Source organism: Pseudooctadecabacter sp., from assembly GCF_965657175.1.
Lineage (GTDB): Bacteria > Pseudomonadota > Alphaproteobacteria > Rhodobacterales > Rhodobacteraceae > Octadecabacter.
Genome location: NZ_CBFHNH010000018.1, coordinates 1 through 16,460 on the forward strand (window position 1 = coordinate 1; position 16,460 = coordinate 16,460).

The window sequence follows — 16,460 nt, forward strand, 5'->3', positions numbered from 1 at the left end:
CGAACTCTAGTTCACCTTCGTCAGGTACTGGCTGACGTGTCGGTGCAGCAGGTGCAGGAACGACTATCGGGTCGTTTTCCCATACTGACCTATCTTTCACAAAAGCAGCGTATGCATCCGTTACGACTGGCATATCCTGCCACGTTCTCTTGGGCGTAGCATCGGCAACATAAACGCCTGTCGGTCTACCATCTTCACCTAATACTAGATCGCCGTCTTGTTCGGGTAGGAAAGGTGGGCTGACTTTATCCAGTTCGACTGGGACACCGTAGTTGGAGAAGTCTAAGGCTTTGTTTTCAGCTTTGGGCAATTCTACGACCTCACCAAAGGCTGAGAAGTCTGGCTTTCCGTTTCCTCCTTTAGGAATTTGAGTGTCTTGAACGAACTTGCTTGGTCTGCGGTTCATGCTGCTGCCTCCTTAGTACCGTTCACACGTGCCAAAGTGTTTTGAACAAGCTGATGCAGACGCAGTGCCGGGCTGTAAGTGCTGCCCTCGAGCAAGAGCAGATCGGCCTTAACGGCAGCTGCCAAATCCCTAGGTAAGCACGTGGGAACCGAGTATTTGTGGGCGTTCGTTTGAATGGTTGGGGGAACGGTGAGCTTTTGCCCTGTTCTGGTCATTTGTGTGAACAACACGGCTACGATTGATTCATAAGCCATTGATGTGGGTCGAATCTGTTTTGAGCTAAACAAGCCACGTAGGCGGAGTTCGGTTCTAATAGCTTCGATCTCGTGTTGTTCATGAACATTGGCTGACTGGAACAGGTCACGAGCTTGGTCGAGCTTTTCAAGGAGTTCGAGATTAGTCATAGAACCGATCTCCCAAGGCTTCTCTGTCCTGTATCAACTTCTGCTGCGACTTCGTTGAATAATAGCCACTCATCCCAGAGGGATTAAACCTGCGTAGCAGCTGCCACTGCTGAAACGTCTTGGGTTCGTTGTTCTGCGTGGAATCGAAGACGGATTCCGAGTCTTCAGAAAATACACTCATCGTGTTCACCTGTATTTTTGATTGTTGGGGGGATTGCTTGGGGGAGGACGCACAAAGACGCCTCTACATTATGTGGCAATTATAACACAGTTTAATCAGTATGTCAAGGTTTGTTGAGTAAATAGAACTAAAGAGAAAGAGATTAGAAGGGTTACCAACTGATATGGTTCACTGCCTAAGGTCTCCCTAGCAGGGGTAATACTGGTCCCTTTTGAGCCATTCCTAGAGATGTAAGAAGGGCCAGCACTTACACCAGCCCTCTCGTTGATCTACCCTTTACTATTACTAGGGGGTTTTAACCTTGGTCAGATGATCGCCACCTGGTCCATGTACCGCCGTAGGTGATCAACCGTATAGCCCTTGCCGTAGCTTGAACCGATGCTTGAGACCGAAGACCAACCACCGATTTGATCTATGGCTTCTAAGGGAACCTCTGCAGCCCTGAGACGATCTCTAAAGGTGTGTCTGAGGCTGTGGGCTGTGAGGTTCCATCTTCTCTTGGTCCACTTGGCTAGGGCATTGCTTGCGTGTGTGGCATAGCAACCATCTTCCTTGATGTACCTTGGGAACATCCACTCACCGTCTGAGTATTCAAGGGCCATAGACAAGGCTAAACAAGCCGTATGTGTCAGAGGCAAAGATCGTTCTGACCCAGCAGTCTTTAGTCTTCGTTTATCATTGGGACGGATGTGCAAAACACGATCATCAAGATCAAAATCTTCAATCCGTAGACCCACAATCTCAGCTAGACGACAGCCAGTCTCACCAAGGATAGGAAACAGCAACGGTATCCCTGTCAGGCTGTTCATCGATTGCTCATATCCTTCACGAAGCTCTTGATCCGTGAACGTGCCTCTCTTGGCTGCGTCCAGCCCTTCACCTACGATGGTCATTTTTGCAAATGGGTTGCGTCTGTCGATTTCCAGTTCTTGATAGGCAAAGTTCATGATTGCATTAATTGTATTCAAGTATCTGCGAACTGTGCTTGTCTTGTTGCCTTTGGATTGCAGGTAAGCCAGCAAAGCCCTCGCATCATCTCGCTTGTAAGATGCAACTGCACGATCACCGGCTACCTTCAGCAAAGCAGCAATCGGAACTTGACATGATTTTCTGCCTAATTGCCGTGTTTCGATGTATTCTTCAGCTATCGCTGCAAAGGTTACCTTGGCTGGGCGAACTGAACGTAGAGCCTGATCAATGCACACCTTAACTTTGGTGTTTGATTGCCATGACTGTTTAAGCAGATGGGAAAGATGCGTAGCTAAAGTACGTGCCTCTTCTTCGCACTCAGATAACCTAGCCCGAATAGATTGCCCGTATAACTGCTGATGCTGCTTCGGCACTCTCATCTGAAAGTAATATGTCCTGCCACGAATAACCGTGTGAGGAATCGATGATGGTGATTGTGATGTATCCAGAATGTAACCCATGAAGGTACTCCCTAATGTTAAATTAGGCAGTAAAATCAGCTAGTTATTAGGAAAGTTTTGGCTCCGGCGGTAGGGATCGAACCTACGACAAATTGATTAACAGTCAACTGCTCTACCGCTGAGCTACGCCGGAAAACCTCGCACCGTATAGCCACGGGATTTCGGGGCGTCCAGTGGGTTTTGTAAATTTTTTCGTCTAAATGAGGGTGAATTTTGCAGTGGCCGACAGGGCCCCAACAGGCGCTGCGATTTGGCGGCTGCACAGGTCGATCAGATGGGCCAGAACATTGCGTTCGGCCATGGGCAAAAGGGCGGGTGCGACGTCTGTGTAAACGACGCCGGTGATCTCCGCTGCGGCTTGGGGGCCGCTTTGCAGGGTGGCGGTGATCTGGGCCTCACGGGTGCGGCGATGGGCCAGTAGGTTAGAAATGCGATCCTGTAGATCATCGATGGGCGCGCCGTGGCCTGCAAAGCCGCGCGGCGCACCGGTGTCGGCCAGACGGGCGCAGGAGGCCATGAAATGCGTCAGATCGCCGTCAGGGGGCGAGACAAGCGATGTGGCCCAGCCCATCACCAGATCGCCGGTAAAGGCCGCGTCGCCCCAGATGAAACACAGATGGTTTCCGAAGTGGCCGGGGGTGTGAAGGGCGCGCAGGGTCCAGCCGTCCCCTTGTATTTCGGTGCCGTCGGCGATGGCCTCATCAGGAACAAATCCCGCATCCACACCTTCGCCGCCGCCCAAGGCGCCATGCTGGGACAGATCCTCCATAATCGCCGAACGGCCCGCACGACTGTCGCCATAGGCCAGCACCGGCGCGCCGGTGATACGGGACAGGGGGCGCGCAAGGGGGCTGTGATCCAAATGGCTGTGCGTCACAAGGATATGGCTGACCGTGCGGCCGCCAATGGCCGACAGGAGCGCGTCCAGATGGTCCGGTTGGTCGGGTCCGGGGTCGATGACGGCCAAGGTGTCTTCGCCCAAAAGATAGGTGTTCGTGCCCCAAAAGGTCATGGGCGAGGGATTGGGGGCCAACACGCAGCTTAAACCGTCTGCCAGCTGTCTGGGCGCGCCCGCCATCGGTGATTTTGCCATGATCGCGCGTTCCCTTGGGCTGCAATTGAGGTTAGCTTTCGCAAAAGGGGTATCGCATGTCTTTCGGCTGGCTCAAACGATATATGCCGCGGTCGCTGTATGGCCGCGCCGCGTTGATCCTGATTTTGCCGGTGATCACATTGCAACTGGCGATTTCGGTGGTCTTCATTCAGCGCCACTTCGAAGGTGTGACGGAACAGATGACCCGCACCATGGTGCTGAATTTGCAGCTTGTGTTGGATATAGTGAATGATGCGGACACGGCTGAGGCTGCGCAGACCGCGGCCAATGCCATTGCGGTGCCGATGCAGTTGGATACGACCGTGCCCGCAGGCCCGGTGCCCGAGGCCGGAACGCGCAGGTGGTATGATTTTTCCGGCATCGTCGTAGAACGGACCTTGCGCGATCAGGTGCCTGATGTCGGCCCTGTTGTGTTGCCCAGCGACCGGCGGGCTGTGGTTTGGTTTGACACGCGGCATGGGCCGATGTCGGTTGAATTCAGGCGGTCCCGCGTGTCTGCATCCAATCCGCACCAACTGCTGGTCTGGATGGTGGTCCTTGGGGTGTTCATGACCTTGATCGCCTACAGTTTCCTGCGCAATCAGTTGCGCCCGATCAAACGGCTGGCGGCGGCAGCGGCGGAATACGGACGCGGACGGCTGGTGCCGTACAATCCGTCCGGCGCAAACGAAGTCCGCTCGGCGGGGCATGCGTTTTTGGACATGCGCAACCGCATCGAACGCCAGACCCAAACGCGGACGATGATGCTGTCAGGTGTCAGCCATGATTTGCGCACGCCTCTTACACGGTTGCGGCTGGGCTTGGGGATGATCGATGGGGAAGACGTGTCGCCCTTGATCCGTGATGTGGACGATATGCAGCATCTGCTGGATGGTTTCCTCGATTTCGCACGCGGGGATGCCGAAGGCGATCCTGAACCCGTCGACCCCGTGGAATTGGCCCAGACCATACTGGCGGACGCCAAACGAATAGGGCAGGCCGTCGAGATGGGCGAACTGGTGGCCGATGACGGCAGCCCCCTTGTGCAGCTGCGCCCCATGGCCATCCGGCGCGCTATTGAAAACCTGATCGGCAACGCCTTGCGCTATGGCGCGGAGGCACGGCTCAGCGTCACACTTAGCCCCAAGGCGCTGGTCTTTTGTGTCGAAGACGACGGGCCGGGCATTCCGGCGGACCAACGCGATGAAGCCCTGCGCCCGTTCAGCAGGCTTGATCCTGCGCGCAATCAGGATCTGGGGTCTGGTGTGGGTCTTGGCCTTGCGATTGTGTCGGACATCGCGCGGGTTCACGGGGGCAGCCTGCGACTGGGCGGCAGCGATGATCTGGGTGGGCTGAAGGCCGAGATCGTTCTGGCGCGATAGACGCTGCGCGGCACGGCACGGGACGGGGCGGGAACGGAGGGCGGTGTTTGGTAGGCCCGGCAGGACTTGAACCCGCAACCAAAGCGTTATGAGCGCTCTGCTCTAACCAATTGAGCTACAGGCCCGCCGCGTTTGTCGTACCAGAGAGGTGCGGGCGGTCAAGCAGGTCATGGAAATTATTGTGAAACACGGGGACGATGTTAGGCTGGGCCTGCACATTGGAGAAGGAGAGTATTATGAAGTTTATTGTAGCATGTGGGGCATCGCTTTTTGCGGGGGCCGCCATGGCGGGATCCCCCGTGATTGAACCGATCACGCCTGAAGCATCGTCAGGTGGCGGCAACGAAGGCGCGCTTTTGATCCTGTTGGTCATTGGCGGCATCTGGGCGATCAATCAGGCGCGTGGCAACACGACGACCCGCTCCGCTGCCCCGGCACCCCAAGACGCCAATGATGACGACATCATCATGAAGTTCTAAAGAGACGGCCTACTGCGCCGGGCGAAGCATCCGGCGCAGTGGGTCAATCAAGATGGGTCCCAAACGCTGGGTCATCAACGCTGCATCTGCGTCACCGTCCAGACCAAAGGTCACGACTTCATCCTTGCGGGTGATGTAGAGCGTTCCGAACATCCAATCCCAGATCGCCAGCGTCTGCCCGAAATTTCGGTTGAAATGGGCGGGGTTGGTCGAATGGTGCACCTGATGTTGCGCGGGGGAGATCAGGATGCGTTCCAGAACCGGACCATAGCTGACCCAGATGTGAGAATGATGAAAGTTCGTCACCACAAGGTTCAGGACCACGATAAACGCATTGGCGCCCGCGATGGTGGCAAAGGTCACGTCATTGGTCAGACTGCCAATCACCAGCCCGTACATCGTTCCGATCAGAATGGAATTGAACGTAAGTGACACCAGATTGCCCACGGGATGTTGGCGGTAGGCCGTCAGCGGCGTCAAAACGGCGGCCGAATGGTGGACAGCATGCAGCGGCCAGATGGTTTTGACCGTATGATAGGCGCGGTGCACCCAATAGAGCGACAGATCGGTGATCATCAGCAAGATCAGCGCCATCAGCACCGGCGAGACGGTCACGCCGTCCAACACCGGTCCCGGCCCGTTGACCACGACCCACGCTGCCACCATTGGTGTCGCCGCAAACCGCGCGCCGACTTTGAACAGGATCATCATCTGCCCGATCGCAAAGAGCCACAGATCCGTGCGCACAGAGGCGCTGAGCCAGATGCGGCGCGGGAACAAAAAAGACCAAAACCCGCCTGCCTGTCCGCCTTCCCGTCCGCGCCATTTGAAGATCACATAGCCCACCACAACAAACGACAGCAGATAGACCGGTGACAATACCTGATTGAGGCTGACGAAGTCGCGCAAATAGCTGATCAGTGCATCCATGAAAAAACACTGCCCCGCGGGCCCAGATCGGTCAACCGGAACGGTTGCCGCGGCGGGGTAAACCGGCTATCGGCATGGGCAATTCCACCATGAGGGGGCGTGACATGACGCAGGCGGGCAAAAACGGACTGACATATGCAGATGCGGGCGTCGATATCGACGCGGGCAACACTTTGGTTGAACGGATCAAACCTGCGGCCAAGCGCACTGCGCGGCCTGGTGTGATGTCGGGTCTGGGTGGCTTTGGTGCGATGTTTGACCTTAAGGGGGCAGGGTACACAGACCCGATCCTTGTGGGGGCCACGGACGGGGTCGGCACGAAGCTGCGGATCGCCATTGATACCGGTAACGTCGACGGCGTGGGCATCGATCTGGTGGCCATGTGCGTGAACGATCTGGTCTGTCAGGGTGCGGAGCCTTTGTTTTTCCTCGACTATTTTGCGACCGGCAAGTTAGAGCTGGACGCCGCGACGCGGATCATCAATGGCATCGCAAAGGGGTGTGAGTTGTCGGGCTGCGCCCTGATTGGCGGTGAGACTGCGGAAATGCCCGGCATGTACCCGAAGGGCGATTTCGATCTGGCGGGCTTTAGCGTCGGCGCGATGGAGCGCGGCACTGATATTCCGCGCGGTGTTGTCGAAGGCGATGTCCTGATTGGCCTTGGGTCCAACGGGGTACACTCCAACGGGTATTCCTTGGTGCGCAAGGTGGTCGAAAACTCCGGCCTTGGTTGGGATGATGCGTCGCCCTTCAGCGACGGCACGCTGGGGGAGGCGCTGCTGGCGCCGACGACGCTTTATGTCAAAGGCTGCGTAAGTGCGCTGAAAGAAACTGATGGCGTGCACGCCTTGGCGCATATCACGGGCGGCGGCTTGACCGAAAACCTGCCCCGCGTTCTGCCCGAAGGCCTTGGCGCGGACATCGAATTGAACGCATGGCCCTTGCCGCCCGTGTTCAAGTGGCTGATGGAGGAGGCCGGTCTGGCGCAATCCGAAATGCTCAAGACGTTCAACTGCGGCATCGGCATGGTCGCTGTGGTCGCGCGCGATCAGGCGCAGGCCATCGGGTCGATGTTCGATGCGGCTGGCCACACCGTGTGTGTGATGGGTGAGGTCACCGCCGGCGCGGGTGTCCGCTACACACGGGACTTTGCATGAAACGGGTCGCCATTCTGATTTCGGGTGGCGGATCGAATATGGTGAAGCTGGCCGAGAGCATGACAGGCGACCATCCGGCGCGGCCTGTGGTGGTGATCGCTAACGATCCAGATGCAGGTGGTTTGGCCAAGGCCGCGGACCTTGGCATTCCGACGGCGGTCGTGGATCATCGTGAATTTAACAAGGATCGCAATGCGTTCGAGGTCGTTCTTCACGCGACGCTTGAAGAATACCAGCCCGATATCATCTGCCTTGCAGGCTTCATGCGCATCCTGACAGGCGGGTTTACGGCACAATATGCGGGCCGGATGCTCAACATTCACCCGTCGCTTTTGCCCAAATACAAAGGCCTGCATACCCACGCCCGCGCGCTTGAGGCGGGGGACGCAGACCACGGCTGCACCGTGCATGAGGTCACGGCCGATCTGGATGATGGCCCGATCCTTGGCCAAGCCAAAATTGCCATTCGCGCCGGTGATACGCCGGATGATCTGGCAGCGCGGTTGTTGCCAATGGAACATCAGCTTTATCCGGCTGTGCTGCGCCGCTTTGCTATGGGGGACCGCAGCCCCATCTTCCTTCCCAACGCGCAAGCGATGCCTTAAGGTTGAAGGACCGAGCGGGACAGCCCCACAAAAACCAGAAGAAATAGGCACCGAATGAAGACGATTACGACGACGCAGGATCTTGCCGCTTTTTGTGCGGAGGCCGCCAAACACCCATACGTAACCGTCGACACCGAATTTCTGCGCGAACGCACCTATTATTCGAAACTCTGCCTGATCCAGCTGGCTTATGCGGGCGACGGCAATGATGATGCCGTGCTGGTTGATCCGTTGGTGGATGGCCTTGATCTGACGCCGCTTTACGATCTGTTCGAAGACGCAGGCGTCGTCAAAGTCTTCCATGCAGCCCGTCAGGACCTCGAGATTTTCTTTGTGGATCGCGGCATTATCCCCGCGCCTTTGTTCGACACCCAAGTCGCCGCCATGGTCTGCGGGTTCGGCGAACAGGCGGGATATGAAGCGCTGGTGCGCAAGATTGCAAAAGGCAGCGTCGACAAATCTTCACGCTTCACGGACTGGTCGCGCCGTCCGCTGACCGATGCGCAAAAGTCCTATGCGCTGGCCGATGTGACCCATTTGCGGGTGATCTATGAATATCTGTCGGCGGAGTTGGACAAATCGGGCCGTAAAAAGTGGGTGGCTGAGGAAATGGCCGTTCTCAACGATCCGGCGACCTATCAGGTGGACCCTGACAACGCGTGGAAACGGGTGAAAACCCGCACGTCATCGGGCAGGTTTTTAGCCATCGTGCGTGAATTGGCGCGGTTCCGTGAGGATCTGGCCCAGACCCGTAACATCCCGCGCAACCGTGTGTTCAAGGACGATGCCTTGGTTGAGATCGCATCGACGAAGCCTCAGTCTGAAAAAGACCTTGGCCGGTCACGGCTGTTGCTGCGTGAGGCCCGCAAGGGCGACATCGCGGAGGGTATTTTGGCGGCTGTGAAGGCCGGGCTTGAGGTCAAGCCGGAGGACATGCCGCGGGTTGAGAACAGCCGCGAAAAGCTGCAGGTGAACCCTGCGTTGGCGGATATGCTGCGCGTGTTGGCCAAATCCAAAGCAGACACCGAAGGTGTGGCGCAAAAGCTGATCGCCACCAGTGCTGATCTGGATGCGATTGCGGGCGGCATACGGGACGTTCAGGCCCTGCGTGGCTGGCGCAAAGAGGTTTTTGGCGCGGATGCTCTGCGTTTGTGCAACGGTGAGATCGGTCTGGCCGTAAAGGGTGAGAAGGTGATTACCTTCGCGCTTTAACGCCGTGTGACCCGCGCGTTTGTGGCCGCCTGTACGCGGACCGACCGAACGGCGGATACCTCGGACATTTCCATGATATAAGCCGCAGTGATCGTGCGTGACCGCGCGGAGCCGGTGGCGGCAAAGCCTGTTGGCGCCATGGCGCGAAAATCCAGCGTCAGCACGCCGTTTTCGATGCCGACGGGCACCAGTTCCGCGTTGAAAAAGCCCTGTGTGGGGGCTACGCCTGCAGCACGGACAATGGCGCCGGTTGTCGTGCGGTCCACCACAAGGGTTGAGACGCTTGTCACCAGCTGGCGGTTGTCGATCACCACGGTCGTGCGGCCTTCGGGCACAAGCGGGCGAACCTCGCTTGTTTGAGGGGCGGCTGGGGCCGAAGTGCTGGCACCAAACCAGTTCAGCGGGTTGAGGCGGCTGTCTGCGATCCGGGCGCATCCTGTCAGGGTCATCAAAAGGGCGGTGCCAAGCAGGGTCGCGCGGATCATATCGGGCCTCATCATCGTGTGTTGCACCAGACCTAGCGGATGTTTTGGGCCATGAAAAGCGGGCACTGGACCTTTGGCGGGGGCGGGCCTAGATGCAAGGGCATCAAGAGGGGACATGAGATGGCCACGGACGCATTTGAAGAGATCGCCGAGACGTTTGAATTTCTGGATGATTGGGAAGACCGCTACGCCCATGTGATCGATATGGGCCGCGAGATGGAACCGCTGGACGATGCGTTCAAAGTGGCGGCCACCAAGGTCGACGGCTGTGCGTCCCAGGTCTGGCTGGTGCCATCGGTTGAGGACGGCGTGTTCACTTTCAAAGGGGCCAGCGACGCCATGATCGTCAGCGGCCTGATCGCCATATTGCGCGCGCTTTATAACGGGCTGACGGTGGCCGAGGTTCAGGCGGTGGATGCCCGTGCGGAACTGGAACGGCTGGGGTTGAATGACCATTTGTCAGCCCAACGATCCAACGGTTTGCGCGCCATGATCGAGCGTATTCGGTCCGTGACGGCGTAGCGGGACTGTTTGGCTGCGCCAAAAGCGCCCGCCCGCCGACCCGTTTGGTTTGAGTTTTTTGGGCCAGATGAAGGGGGGCGTTACGCCTGCGCGGCCAAGGTGGTGGCCAGATCACCGTAGCCCGTAAAGCGGTGTTCAAACCCGAGGCCCAAGGTTTTTGCGTGTTGGCGGGCAAGGGCTGTGAGCGCTTCGTCTTGCGTTTGGGCCTGATAGATCAGGGTCGTATAATTTCCGAAATACATGTCGCGAAGCTCTGGGTGTCTATCCAGCCCCAAGGGTTTGATGATGAAAGCATCGAACTGGCGGACGAGGAAATCTGTGAGGTAAAAGCAGGTCACTTCGTCTTTGGCAGCGAAGGCCGCGTTGCCTTCGAAGAAGGAATAGCAATGCGGCCCGTCCACCATCTGCACGCCAAGGCGGTCGCAGGTCTGTTGTAGCAGGCCACCGGTGCCGCAATCAGCATAGACCACAAAGATGTCGTCATATGTGGCGCGGTGTTTCAGGACCGCCTGTTCCACCGCATCGGGGATTTTTTCGGGATGCACATGAAGGATCGCAGGCAGGCACTGCAAATCCATATGGGACCAGCCGTTCAATTCGATCAGGTCGAGGATTTCGCGCGCCAGAGCCCCGCAGGCCAACAGCAGGATGCGCCCTGCGCCCTGAGGGGCGAGGCCCTTGGTCGTCAGGGTCGCGTCATCCATGGGCGTCGCTGACGCGGGCCACAGCGGCGCGCGCCTGCATCTGGGTGAAATGGAGGTTCAGTTTTGGATACTCCGCGATGTCCACGCCATCGCCCTTCAGCCACCGGCAAATGGTATAGAGGTGGATATCCGCGACGGAATAGGTCTCGGTCACCCAGCCGCCGGTCAACTGATCTTCGATGTAGGCGCAGCTGTCGGCCATGGTCTGGGTGGACTTGGCTGTCATATCCGCGTGGGATGCTTCAAGATCGGCCCAGCGGCTGCCGCGCAGTTTGTGGGCGTGGTTCACATGGAAGGTGGATGCGCAATAGCTGAGCATTTCGCGGGTTTTCGCGCGTGCGAAGGGATCTTTAGGCATCAACTGGCCTGCAGCCTCGGCGATGAATTCAAGGATCGCGGGTGTTTCTGTGATCACGCCCTCATCGGTCACGAGGGCAGGGACGCGACCCTTGGGGTTGATCGCCAGATACTCAGGCTTGCGCTGGTCGCCATCGGCAAAGCTGATCCAGTTCAGGGTGTAGGGCAGGCCGGTTTCCTCAAGTGCGATGTGTGAGGCCACGGCGACGGTGCCTTTGGCGGCAAAAAGTGTGAACATGATCTGGTCCTTTCAAACGAAACGCGCCCCGCAGTGTGAAACCACGGGGCGCGTCAGGTAAAGCTGTTCTCGGGCTTTAGGCTGTCGCACCCTGATTGTGTTTGCGGGCCATAAAGGTCTTGGCGGTTTCAACGGCCACGGCCGCATCGCGGCAATAGGCGTCGGCGCCGATGGCCTTGCCAAATTCTTCGTTCAGCGGCGCGCCACCCACCAGCACCGTGTAATCGTCGCGCACGCCTTCTTCGATCATCGTATCGATGACCACTTTCATATAGGGCATTGTGGTGGTCAGCAGGGCGGACATGCCCAGAATATCGGGCTGTTCGTCTTTCAACGCGGCCATGTAGTTTTCGACCGGGTTGTTGATGCCCAGATCCACCACTTCGAAGCCTGCGCCTTCCATCATCATCGACACAAGGTTCTTGCCGATGTCGTGGATGTCGCCCTTGACGGTGCCGATGACCATCTTGCCCACGCGCGGTGCGCCGGTTTCGGCCAGAAGCGGCTTGAGGATGAACATCCCGCCCTTCATGGCGTTGGCGGCCAGCAGAACCTCCGGTACAAACAAAATCCCGTCGCGGAAATCGTGGCCCACGATGGTCATACCGCCCACAAGTGCCTTGGTCAGGATGTCGTAGGGTTGCCAGCCACGTTCGAGGAGGATGTTCACGCCTTCCTCGATCTCTTCTTTCAGACCGTCGTAAAGGTCGTCGAACATCTGGGCGACAAGATCGTCGTCGTTCAGTTCGGACAGGATGATGTCGTCTTCGTCATCGGACATGGGCGGAACTCCTATGTAATACAGTCATTTGCAACCGAATGGCGGCTGCGGTCTGGACCGATTGCGACAAGTGGTGCCGCACAGGCGACCCGTATGCAAATGAATACTTTGCGGGATTGTTGTGAAGAGACTTCATATGTTCTGCATTTGTTCTATATTGTTCCCATGACAGAGATGGCGAATCTAGCACGGGGTGAGGCGCGGGGGCGTGGGGCGGTCAGCAACGCGGTGGGCCGGTTTGAACCCTACGTGCGGGTGCAGGTCGATGACGGCTGGGAGGCGCCTGAGGAGGCACCTTTGCGGACGCAGGTCGCGGTGGAGGTTCCGCGCACGGTGATTTCGCGCAATACGTCACCCGATGTGCCGTTTGATCGCAGTGTGAATCCCTACAGGGGCTGTGAACATGGCTGCATCTATTGCTTTGCGCGGCCTGGCCATGCGTGGCTGGGGCTGTCACCGGGGCAGGATTTCGAAAGCCGTCTGGTGGCGCGGCCCAAAGCGCCTGAGGTGCTGGATACGGAGCTTCGCAAACGCAGCTACGTCCCCGCGACGCTGGCCATCGGGACCTATACGGATCCGTATCAGCCTATTGAAAAGGACTATGAGGTCATGCGCGGCCTGCTTAAGGTCCTGCGTGATTTCCGGCATCCGGTGGGGATTGTGACCAAAGGGTCGCTGATCGAACGTGACATCGATATTTTGAAGGACTTGGCCGCAGACGGGCTGGTGTCGGTGGGCATTTCCGTGACCACGCTGGACCCGAAGGTGTCACGCCTGATGGAACCCCGCGTGCCGTCCCCTGCGCGGCGTTTGAAGACCATTGAACGGCTGGCGACGGCAGGCATTCCGGTGAAGGTCGCGGCATCGCCCATGGTGCCCGCGCTGACCGATCATGAGTTGGAGGGGATTTTGGCCGCCGCCAAAGACGCAGGTGCGCAAGCGGCTTCGGCCATTATGTTGCGACTTCCGGCGGAGGTGGCACCGCTGTTTGAGGAATGGGTGCAGACCCATTTCCCAGACCGCGCCAACCGCATCCTGAACCGTGTGCGCGAATTGCATGGCGGTGCGCTGTATGAGGCGAAGTTCGGCACGCGGATGACAGGGCAGGGCATTTGGGCCAACCAGATGAAGGCTCGGATGCGGATTGCGCGGGACCGTTTGGGGCTGGCCGACAGGTTGCCCAGCTTGCGGACTGATCTGTTCCAGCCGCCCTTTGCGCGCGGCGATCAACTGGCGCTGTTCTAGGTCGTGATCCAGACCGCCATTTCGGTGCCGCCCGGTTCGCGGAACTGAAACCGGCGTCCGCCGGGGAAATCGAACGGTTCAACCGTGATCGCGGCCCCTGCGTCTTTGACGCGGGCGTACATGGCGTCCAGATCGTCGGTTTCGATCACGGGCAAGGGCGCGCGCAGATCGCCCCGTTCAATGCCGCCACCACAACCTGCCCCTTGGATGTCGGTGTAGTCGGGGCCATAATCCACGAACGTCCAACCAAAGACCGCGTCCATAAAGGCGCGGGTGTCGTCCGGTTTGGGAGAGGTCACTTCGACGTAGTTCAGCGTGGCTTTGGGGGCGGTCATGGGATCGGCCTTTCGGTTAGGTTGGGGCCAGCCTAGGCCGGTGCCTTCGAAACCGAAACCCCTTAGGCGCGGCGGCGTCCGCGGCGGGCGGCGCGCACAGGCCCTGCACCGTCTGTCCCGTCCGACACGGAGGAAAACCCGCCCAAGGCTTCGGCAATCGCTTCAAGGCTGGGGGCGTCGGATGTGGGCCGTGTTTCCAAAGCCGCGCGCATGGCGCGCAGGTGGTCCGGTGTCGTCCCGCAGCAGCCGCCGATGATCGTGGCCCCGCTGTCACGGGCAAGACACGCGTAGTCGGCCATCAGGTCTGGCGTGCCATCGTAGTGGATGTGGCCGTCGACGTATTTTGGAATGCCCGCATTGCCCTTGGCGATGATCGGCTGGGCAGGGGAGGCGGCGGTGAAGCCATTGACCGTGCGCAACAAATCCGACGCGCCCACGCCGCAGTTGGCCCCGAAGGCCACGGGCGGATTAGGCAATTTGCCCACCAGTTTGACCAGTTCGGCCGATGTCAGGCCCATCATCGTGCGCCCTGCGGTGTCGAAACTCATCGTGCCGCACCATGGCATATCGGCCAAGGCGAAGGCCTCGGCGGCGGCTTTGAATTCTTCGGCGGCAGAGATGGTTTCGACCCACAGCACATCGGCACCGCCCGCTTTCAGGCCCTCGGCCTGTTCGTGGAACATTTCAACGGCACTTTCATGGGTCAGCGATCCCATGGGCACCATAATATCGCCCGTGGGCCCGACAGAGCCTGCGACAACAACCGCTCGTCCGGCCTTATCGGCCACCTCGCGCCCGATTTCGGCGGCGACCTTGTTGATCTCATGCACCTGATTTTCGCCGCCATGGAGTTTCAGCCGCGAGGCGTTGCCGCCAAAGGTGTTGGTCAGAAAAATATCCGATCCCGCATCCACAGCGCCCTGATAGAGGGCCGTGATCCGGTCGCGGTGTTCAAAATTCCAGAACTCCGGCGCGTCGCCCGATTGCAGCCCCATGTTGAACAACGTCGTGCCCGTGGCCCCATCGGCCAGCAGCCAATCGCGGGTGGACAGAAGATCAGACAGGGCATTGGACATGGGGGAGGCTCCGGTTTGGGGTGCCCTGCGGTTCGCACGCGCGCGCGCGATCCTCAAATGAAAAATTTTCATGAAGATACTGAGGCGGAGGCCCAAAACAAAAAGGCCAGCCTGTCACGGGGACAGGCTGGCCGTTTGCTACGTGATAAATCGCTTACACTTCGTCGAGAAGCTGCGCCTTGGCCTCAGCCATCAGTTCGGTGATTTTGGCGCGAATCGTGGCCTCATCGGTTTTGTCACCCAGATCGCCAGCGAGCTTGCGATAGACATCTTCGTGGCCTGCTTCTTCGAAATCGGCTTTCACGACTTCTTTGGCGTAGGCTGCGGCGTCATCGCCGTCTTTGCCCATCAGGCCAGCGGCCCATAGGCCCAACAGCTTGTTGCGGCGGGCCTCTGCTTTGAATTGCATTTCAGCGTCATGGGCGAATTTGTTCTCAAACGCGTCTGCGCGGTCGTCGAATGATGACATTTTGGGCTCCCTTAAGTCGTCCGGGGTGTTCCGGCTTATTTGTCCCAGATATGCCCACCCAAACGCTTGCCCGCAAGGGGGGCATGGATTATGAGGCGCGCAAGGGGACCTCTGGCTGCTTACGGCCGATTGTGATCGTCCCAGCAGGAGACAGCATGGCACGTCGCAAACTGGTCTATGAAGGCAAAGCGAAAATTCTGTACGAAGGGCCCGAGCCCGGCACATTGGTGCAGTATTTCAAAGACGACGCCACCGCGTTTAACGCCGAGAAAAAAGATGTGATCGACGGCAAGGGCGTGTTGAACAACCGTCTGTCTGAATTCTTTATGACCGGATTGCAGCGCATCGGGGTGCCGACGCACTTTATCAAGCGGCTGAACATGCGCGAACAACTGATCCGACAGGTTGAGATTATCCCGCTTGAGGTCATCGTGCGCAACTTTGCCGCCGGCACCATGGCGAAACGTCTGGGTCTGGAAGAAGGCACGCCGCTGCCCCGTCCTATCGTGGAATTTTCCTACAAGGACGACAACCTGGGCGATCCGCTGGTGCCCGAGGAATACATTATCGCATTCGGCTGGGCGACCCAGCAGGACATGGACGACATCGTGGCCCTTGCGCTGCGGGTCAATGATTTCATGGCCGGTGTGATGCATGGTGTCGGCATCAAGCTGGTGGATTTCAAGATTGAGATCGGGCGCATCTGGGAAAACGACTTTATGCGTTTGATTGTGGCTGATGAAATCAGCCCCGACAGCTGCCGTTTGTGGGACATCGAGACAGATCGCAAACTGGATAAGGACGTGTTCCGCCGCGATCTGGGTGATCTGGCGGATGCCTACACAGAAGTGGCGCGCCGCTTGGGTGTCTTGCCCAAAAACACGACGCCGGGGCCAAAGCCCACGTTGATCAACTAGGCCGCCGGAGCGAATTTGAGTTTTTCTGGCCAGATGAATAAAGGACCGAAGC

General features: G+C 58.3%; 20 protein-coding genes and 2 tRNA genes. 8 read left to right on the plus strand and 14 right to left on the minus strand.

Annotated features, from left to right (window positions below; genetic code table 11):
- The 5 genes from ACTG36_RS13270 to ACTG36_RS13290 all read right to left on the minus strand — a co-directional run.
- The coding region (locus ACTG36_RS13270) for a hypothetical protein (protein ID WP_439142586.1) at positions 1-406 on the minus strand (406 nt) is incomplete at its 3' end.
- On the minus strand, positions 403-810 hold the full coding sequence (locus tag ACTG36_RS13275; protein WP_439142588.1) for a hypothetical protein: 408 nt from the start codon (positions 808-810) through the stop codon (positions 403-405). The genes ACTG36_RS13275 and ACTG36_RS13270, both read right to left, overlap by 4 nt.
- Positions 811-1,296: 486 nt before the next feature.
- The gene (locus tag ACTG36_RS13280) at positions 1,297-2,421 is read right to left on the minus strand and encodes a tyrosine-type recombinase/integrase (RefSeq protein ID WP_439142590.1); all 1,125 of its coding nucleotides are present in this window, start codon (positions 2,419-2,421) and stop codon (positions 1,297-1,299) included.
- A 58-nt stretch (positions 2,422-2,479) separates the two neighbouring features.
- Positions 2,480-2,554: transfer RNA gene (locus ACTG36_RS13285), tRNA-Asn, on the minus strand.
- Between the two features lie 63 nt (positions 2,555-2,617).
- A complete protein-coding gene (locus ACTG36_RS13290; protein WP_439142592.1) occupies positions 2,618-3,514 on the minus strand; it encodes an MBL fold metallo-hydrolase in 897 nt (298 codons plus the stop codon).
- A gap of 56 nt (positions 3,515-3,570) precedes the next feature.
- Between ACTG36_RS13290 and ACTG36_RS13295 the strand changes: the two genes are divergently transcribed.
- Positions 3,571-4,896, plus strand: a complete 1,326-nt coding sequence (locus ACTG36_RS13295) for an ATP-binding protein (protein WP_375282161.1) — start codon at positions 3,571-3,573, stop codon at positions 4,894-4,896.
- A 48-nt stretch (positions 4,897-4,944) separates the two neighbouring features.
- Here ACTG36_RS13295 and ACTG36_RS13300 read toward each other — a convergent pair.
- A tRNA-Ile gene (locus ACTG36_RS13300) sits at positions 4,945-5,021 on the minus strand.
- 111 nt (positions 5,022-5,132) lie between these two features.
- On the opposite strand from ACTG36_RS13300, the gene ACTG36_RS13305 reads away from it, so the two are divergent.
- A complete protein-coding gene (locus ACTG36_RS13305; RefSeq protein WP_375282160.1) occupies positions 5,133-5,375 on the plus strand; it encodes a hypothetical protein in 243 nt (80 codons plus the stop codon).
- A gap of 9 nt (positions 5,376-5,384) precedes the next feature.
- Here ACTG36_RS13305 and ACTG36_RS13310 read toward each other — a convergent pair whose 3' ends face one another.
- Positions 5,385-6,305 carry a sterol desaturase family protein gene (locus tag ACTG36_RS13310; RefSeq protein ID WP_375282159.1) on the minus strand — a complete coding sequence of 307 codons (921 nt, stop codon included), beginning with the start codon at positions 6,303-6,305 and terminating at the stop codon, positions 5,385-5,387.
- A 104-nt stretch (positions 6,306-6,409) separates the two neighbouring features.
- Here ACTG36_RS13310 and purM point away from each other — a divergent pair, with 104 nt between their 5' ends.
- Genes purM through rnd form a run of 3 tightly spaced genes read left to right on the plus strand, consistent with a single transcriptional unit; the run spans position 6,410 to position 9,279 of the window.
- Positions 6,410-7,462 carry a phosphoribosylformylglycinamidine cyclo-ligase gene (gene purM, locus ACTG36_RS13315; protein ID WP_375282166.1) on the plus strand — a complete coding sequence of 351 codons (1,053 nt, stop codon included), beginning with the start codon at positions 6,410-6,412 and terminating at the stop codon, positions 7,460-7,462.
- Complete coding sequence (gene purN, locus ACTG36_RS13320) at positions 7,459-8,067, plus strand: phosphoribosylglycinamide formyltransferase (RefSeq protein WP_375282158.1); 609 nt, start codon at positions 7,459-7,461, stop codon at positions 8,065-8,067. The genes purM and purN overlap by 4 nt, the downstream gene beginning before the upstream one ends.
- A 54-nt stretch (positions 8,068-8,121) precedes the next feature.
- Positions 8,122-9,279: a ribonuclease D gene (gene rnd, locus ACTG36_RS13325; RefSeq protein WP_439142596.1), complete on the plus strand. Its 1,158-nt coding sequence runs from the start codon at positions 8,122-8,124 to the stop codon at positions 9,277-9,279.
- On the opposite strand, the gene ACTG36_RS13330 is transcribed toward rnd, so the two are convergent.
- The gene (locus tag ACTG36_RS13330; RefSeq protein ID WP_375281796.1) at positions 9,276-9,764 is read right to left on the minus strand and encodes a hypothetical protein; all 489 of its coding nucleotides are present in this window, start codon (positions 9,762-9,764) and stop codon (positions 9,276-9,278) included. The genes rnd and ACTG36_RS13330 overlap by 4 nt on opposite strands.
- A 120-nt stretch (positions 9,765-9,884) precedes the next feature.
- On the opposite strand from ACTG36_RS13330, the gene ACTG36_RS13335 reads away from it, so the two are divergent.
- Positions 9,885-10,286, plus strand: coding sequence for a SufE family protein (locus tag ACTG36_RS13335; protein WP_375281795.1), 402 nt, complete (start codon positions 9,885-9,887; stop codon positions 10,284-10,286).
- Between the two features lie 80 nt (positions 10,287-10,366).
- Here the strand turns inward: ACTG36_RS13335 and ACTG36_RS13340 are convergent, their stop codons facing one another.
- The 3 genes from ACTG36_RS13340 to ACTG36_RS13350 all read right to left on the minus strand — a co-directional run bounded on the left by ACTG36_RS13340 (position 10,367) and on the right by ACTG36_RS13350 (position 12,366).
- On the minus strand, positions 10,367-10,990 hold the full coding sequence (locus ACTG36_RS13340; RefSeq protein ID WP_439142598.1) for a DUF1638 domain-containing protein: 624 nt from the start codon (positions 10,988-10,990) through the stop codon (positions 10,367-10,369).
- Complete coding sequence (locus tag ACTG36_RS13345) at positions 10,983-11,585, minus strand: glutathione S-transferase family protein (RefSeq protein ID WP_375281793.1); 603 nt, start codon at positions 11,583-11,585, stop codon at positions 10,983-10,985. Before ACTG36_RS13345 ends, ACTG36_RS13340 begins: the two co-directional genes overlap by 8 nt.
- 76 nt (positions 11,586-11,661) lie before the next feature.
- Complete coding sequence (locus ACTG36_RS13350; RefSeq protein WP_375281792.1) at positions 11,662-12,366, minus strand: corrinoid protein; 705 nt, start codon at positions 12,364-12,366, stop codon at positions 11,662-11,664.
- A 165-nt stretch (positions 12,367-12,531) separates the two neighbouring features.
- On the opposite strand from ACTG36_RS13350, the gene ACTG36_RS13355 reads away from it, so the two are divergent.
- Positions 12,532-13,611, plus strand: a complete 1,080-nt coding sequence (locus tag ACTG36_RS13355; protein ID WP_375281791.1) for a PA0069 family radical SAM protein — start codon at positions 12,532-12,534, stop codon at positions 13,609-13,611.
- Here ACTG36_RS13355 and ACTG36_RS13360 read toward each other — a convergent pair.
- The 3 genes from ACTG36_RS13360 to ACTG36_RS13370 form a co-directional block, all read right to left on the minus strand.
- A complete protein-coding gene (locus tag ACTG36_RS13360) occupies positions 13,608-13,946 on the minus strand; it encodes a VOC family protein (RefSeq protein WP_375281790.1) in 339 nt (112 codons plus the stop codon). The genes ACTG36_RS13355 and ACTG36_RS13360 overlap by 4 nt on opposite strands.
- A 62-nt stretch (positions 13,947-14,008) precedes the next feature.
- Positions 14,009-15,022 carry a betaine--homocysteine S-methyltransferase gene (gene bmt, locus ACTG36_RS13365; RefSeq protein ID WP_375281789.1) on the minus strand — a complete coding sequence of 338 codons (1,014 nt, stop codon included), beginning with the start codon at positions 15,020-15,022 and terminating at the stop codon, positions 14,009-14,011.
- Between the two features lie 154 nt (positions 15,023-15,176).
- Entirely contained in the window at positions 15,177-15,491 is a 315-nt protein-coding gene (locus ACTG36_RS13370) for a DUF1476 domain-containing protein (protein WP_375281788.1), read from the minus strand.
- A 155-nt stretch (positions 15,492-15,646) separates the two neighbouring features.
- On the opposite strand from ACTG36_RS13370, the gene purC reads away from it, so the two are divergent.
- Positions 15,647-16,408 carry a phosphoribosylaminoimidazolesuccinocarboxamide synthase gene (gene purC / locus ACTG36_RS13375; protein WP_375281787.1) on the plus strand — a complete coding sequence of 254 codons (762 nt, stop codon included), beginning with the start codon at positions 15,647-15,649 and terminating at the stop codon, positions 16,406-16,408.
- The last annotated feature ends 52 nt before the right edge of the window (positions 16,409-16,460 follow it).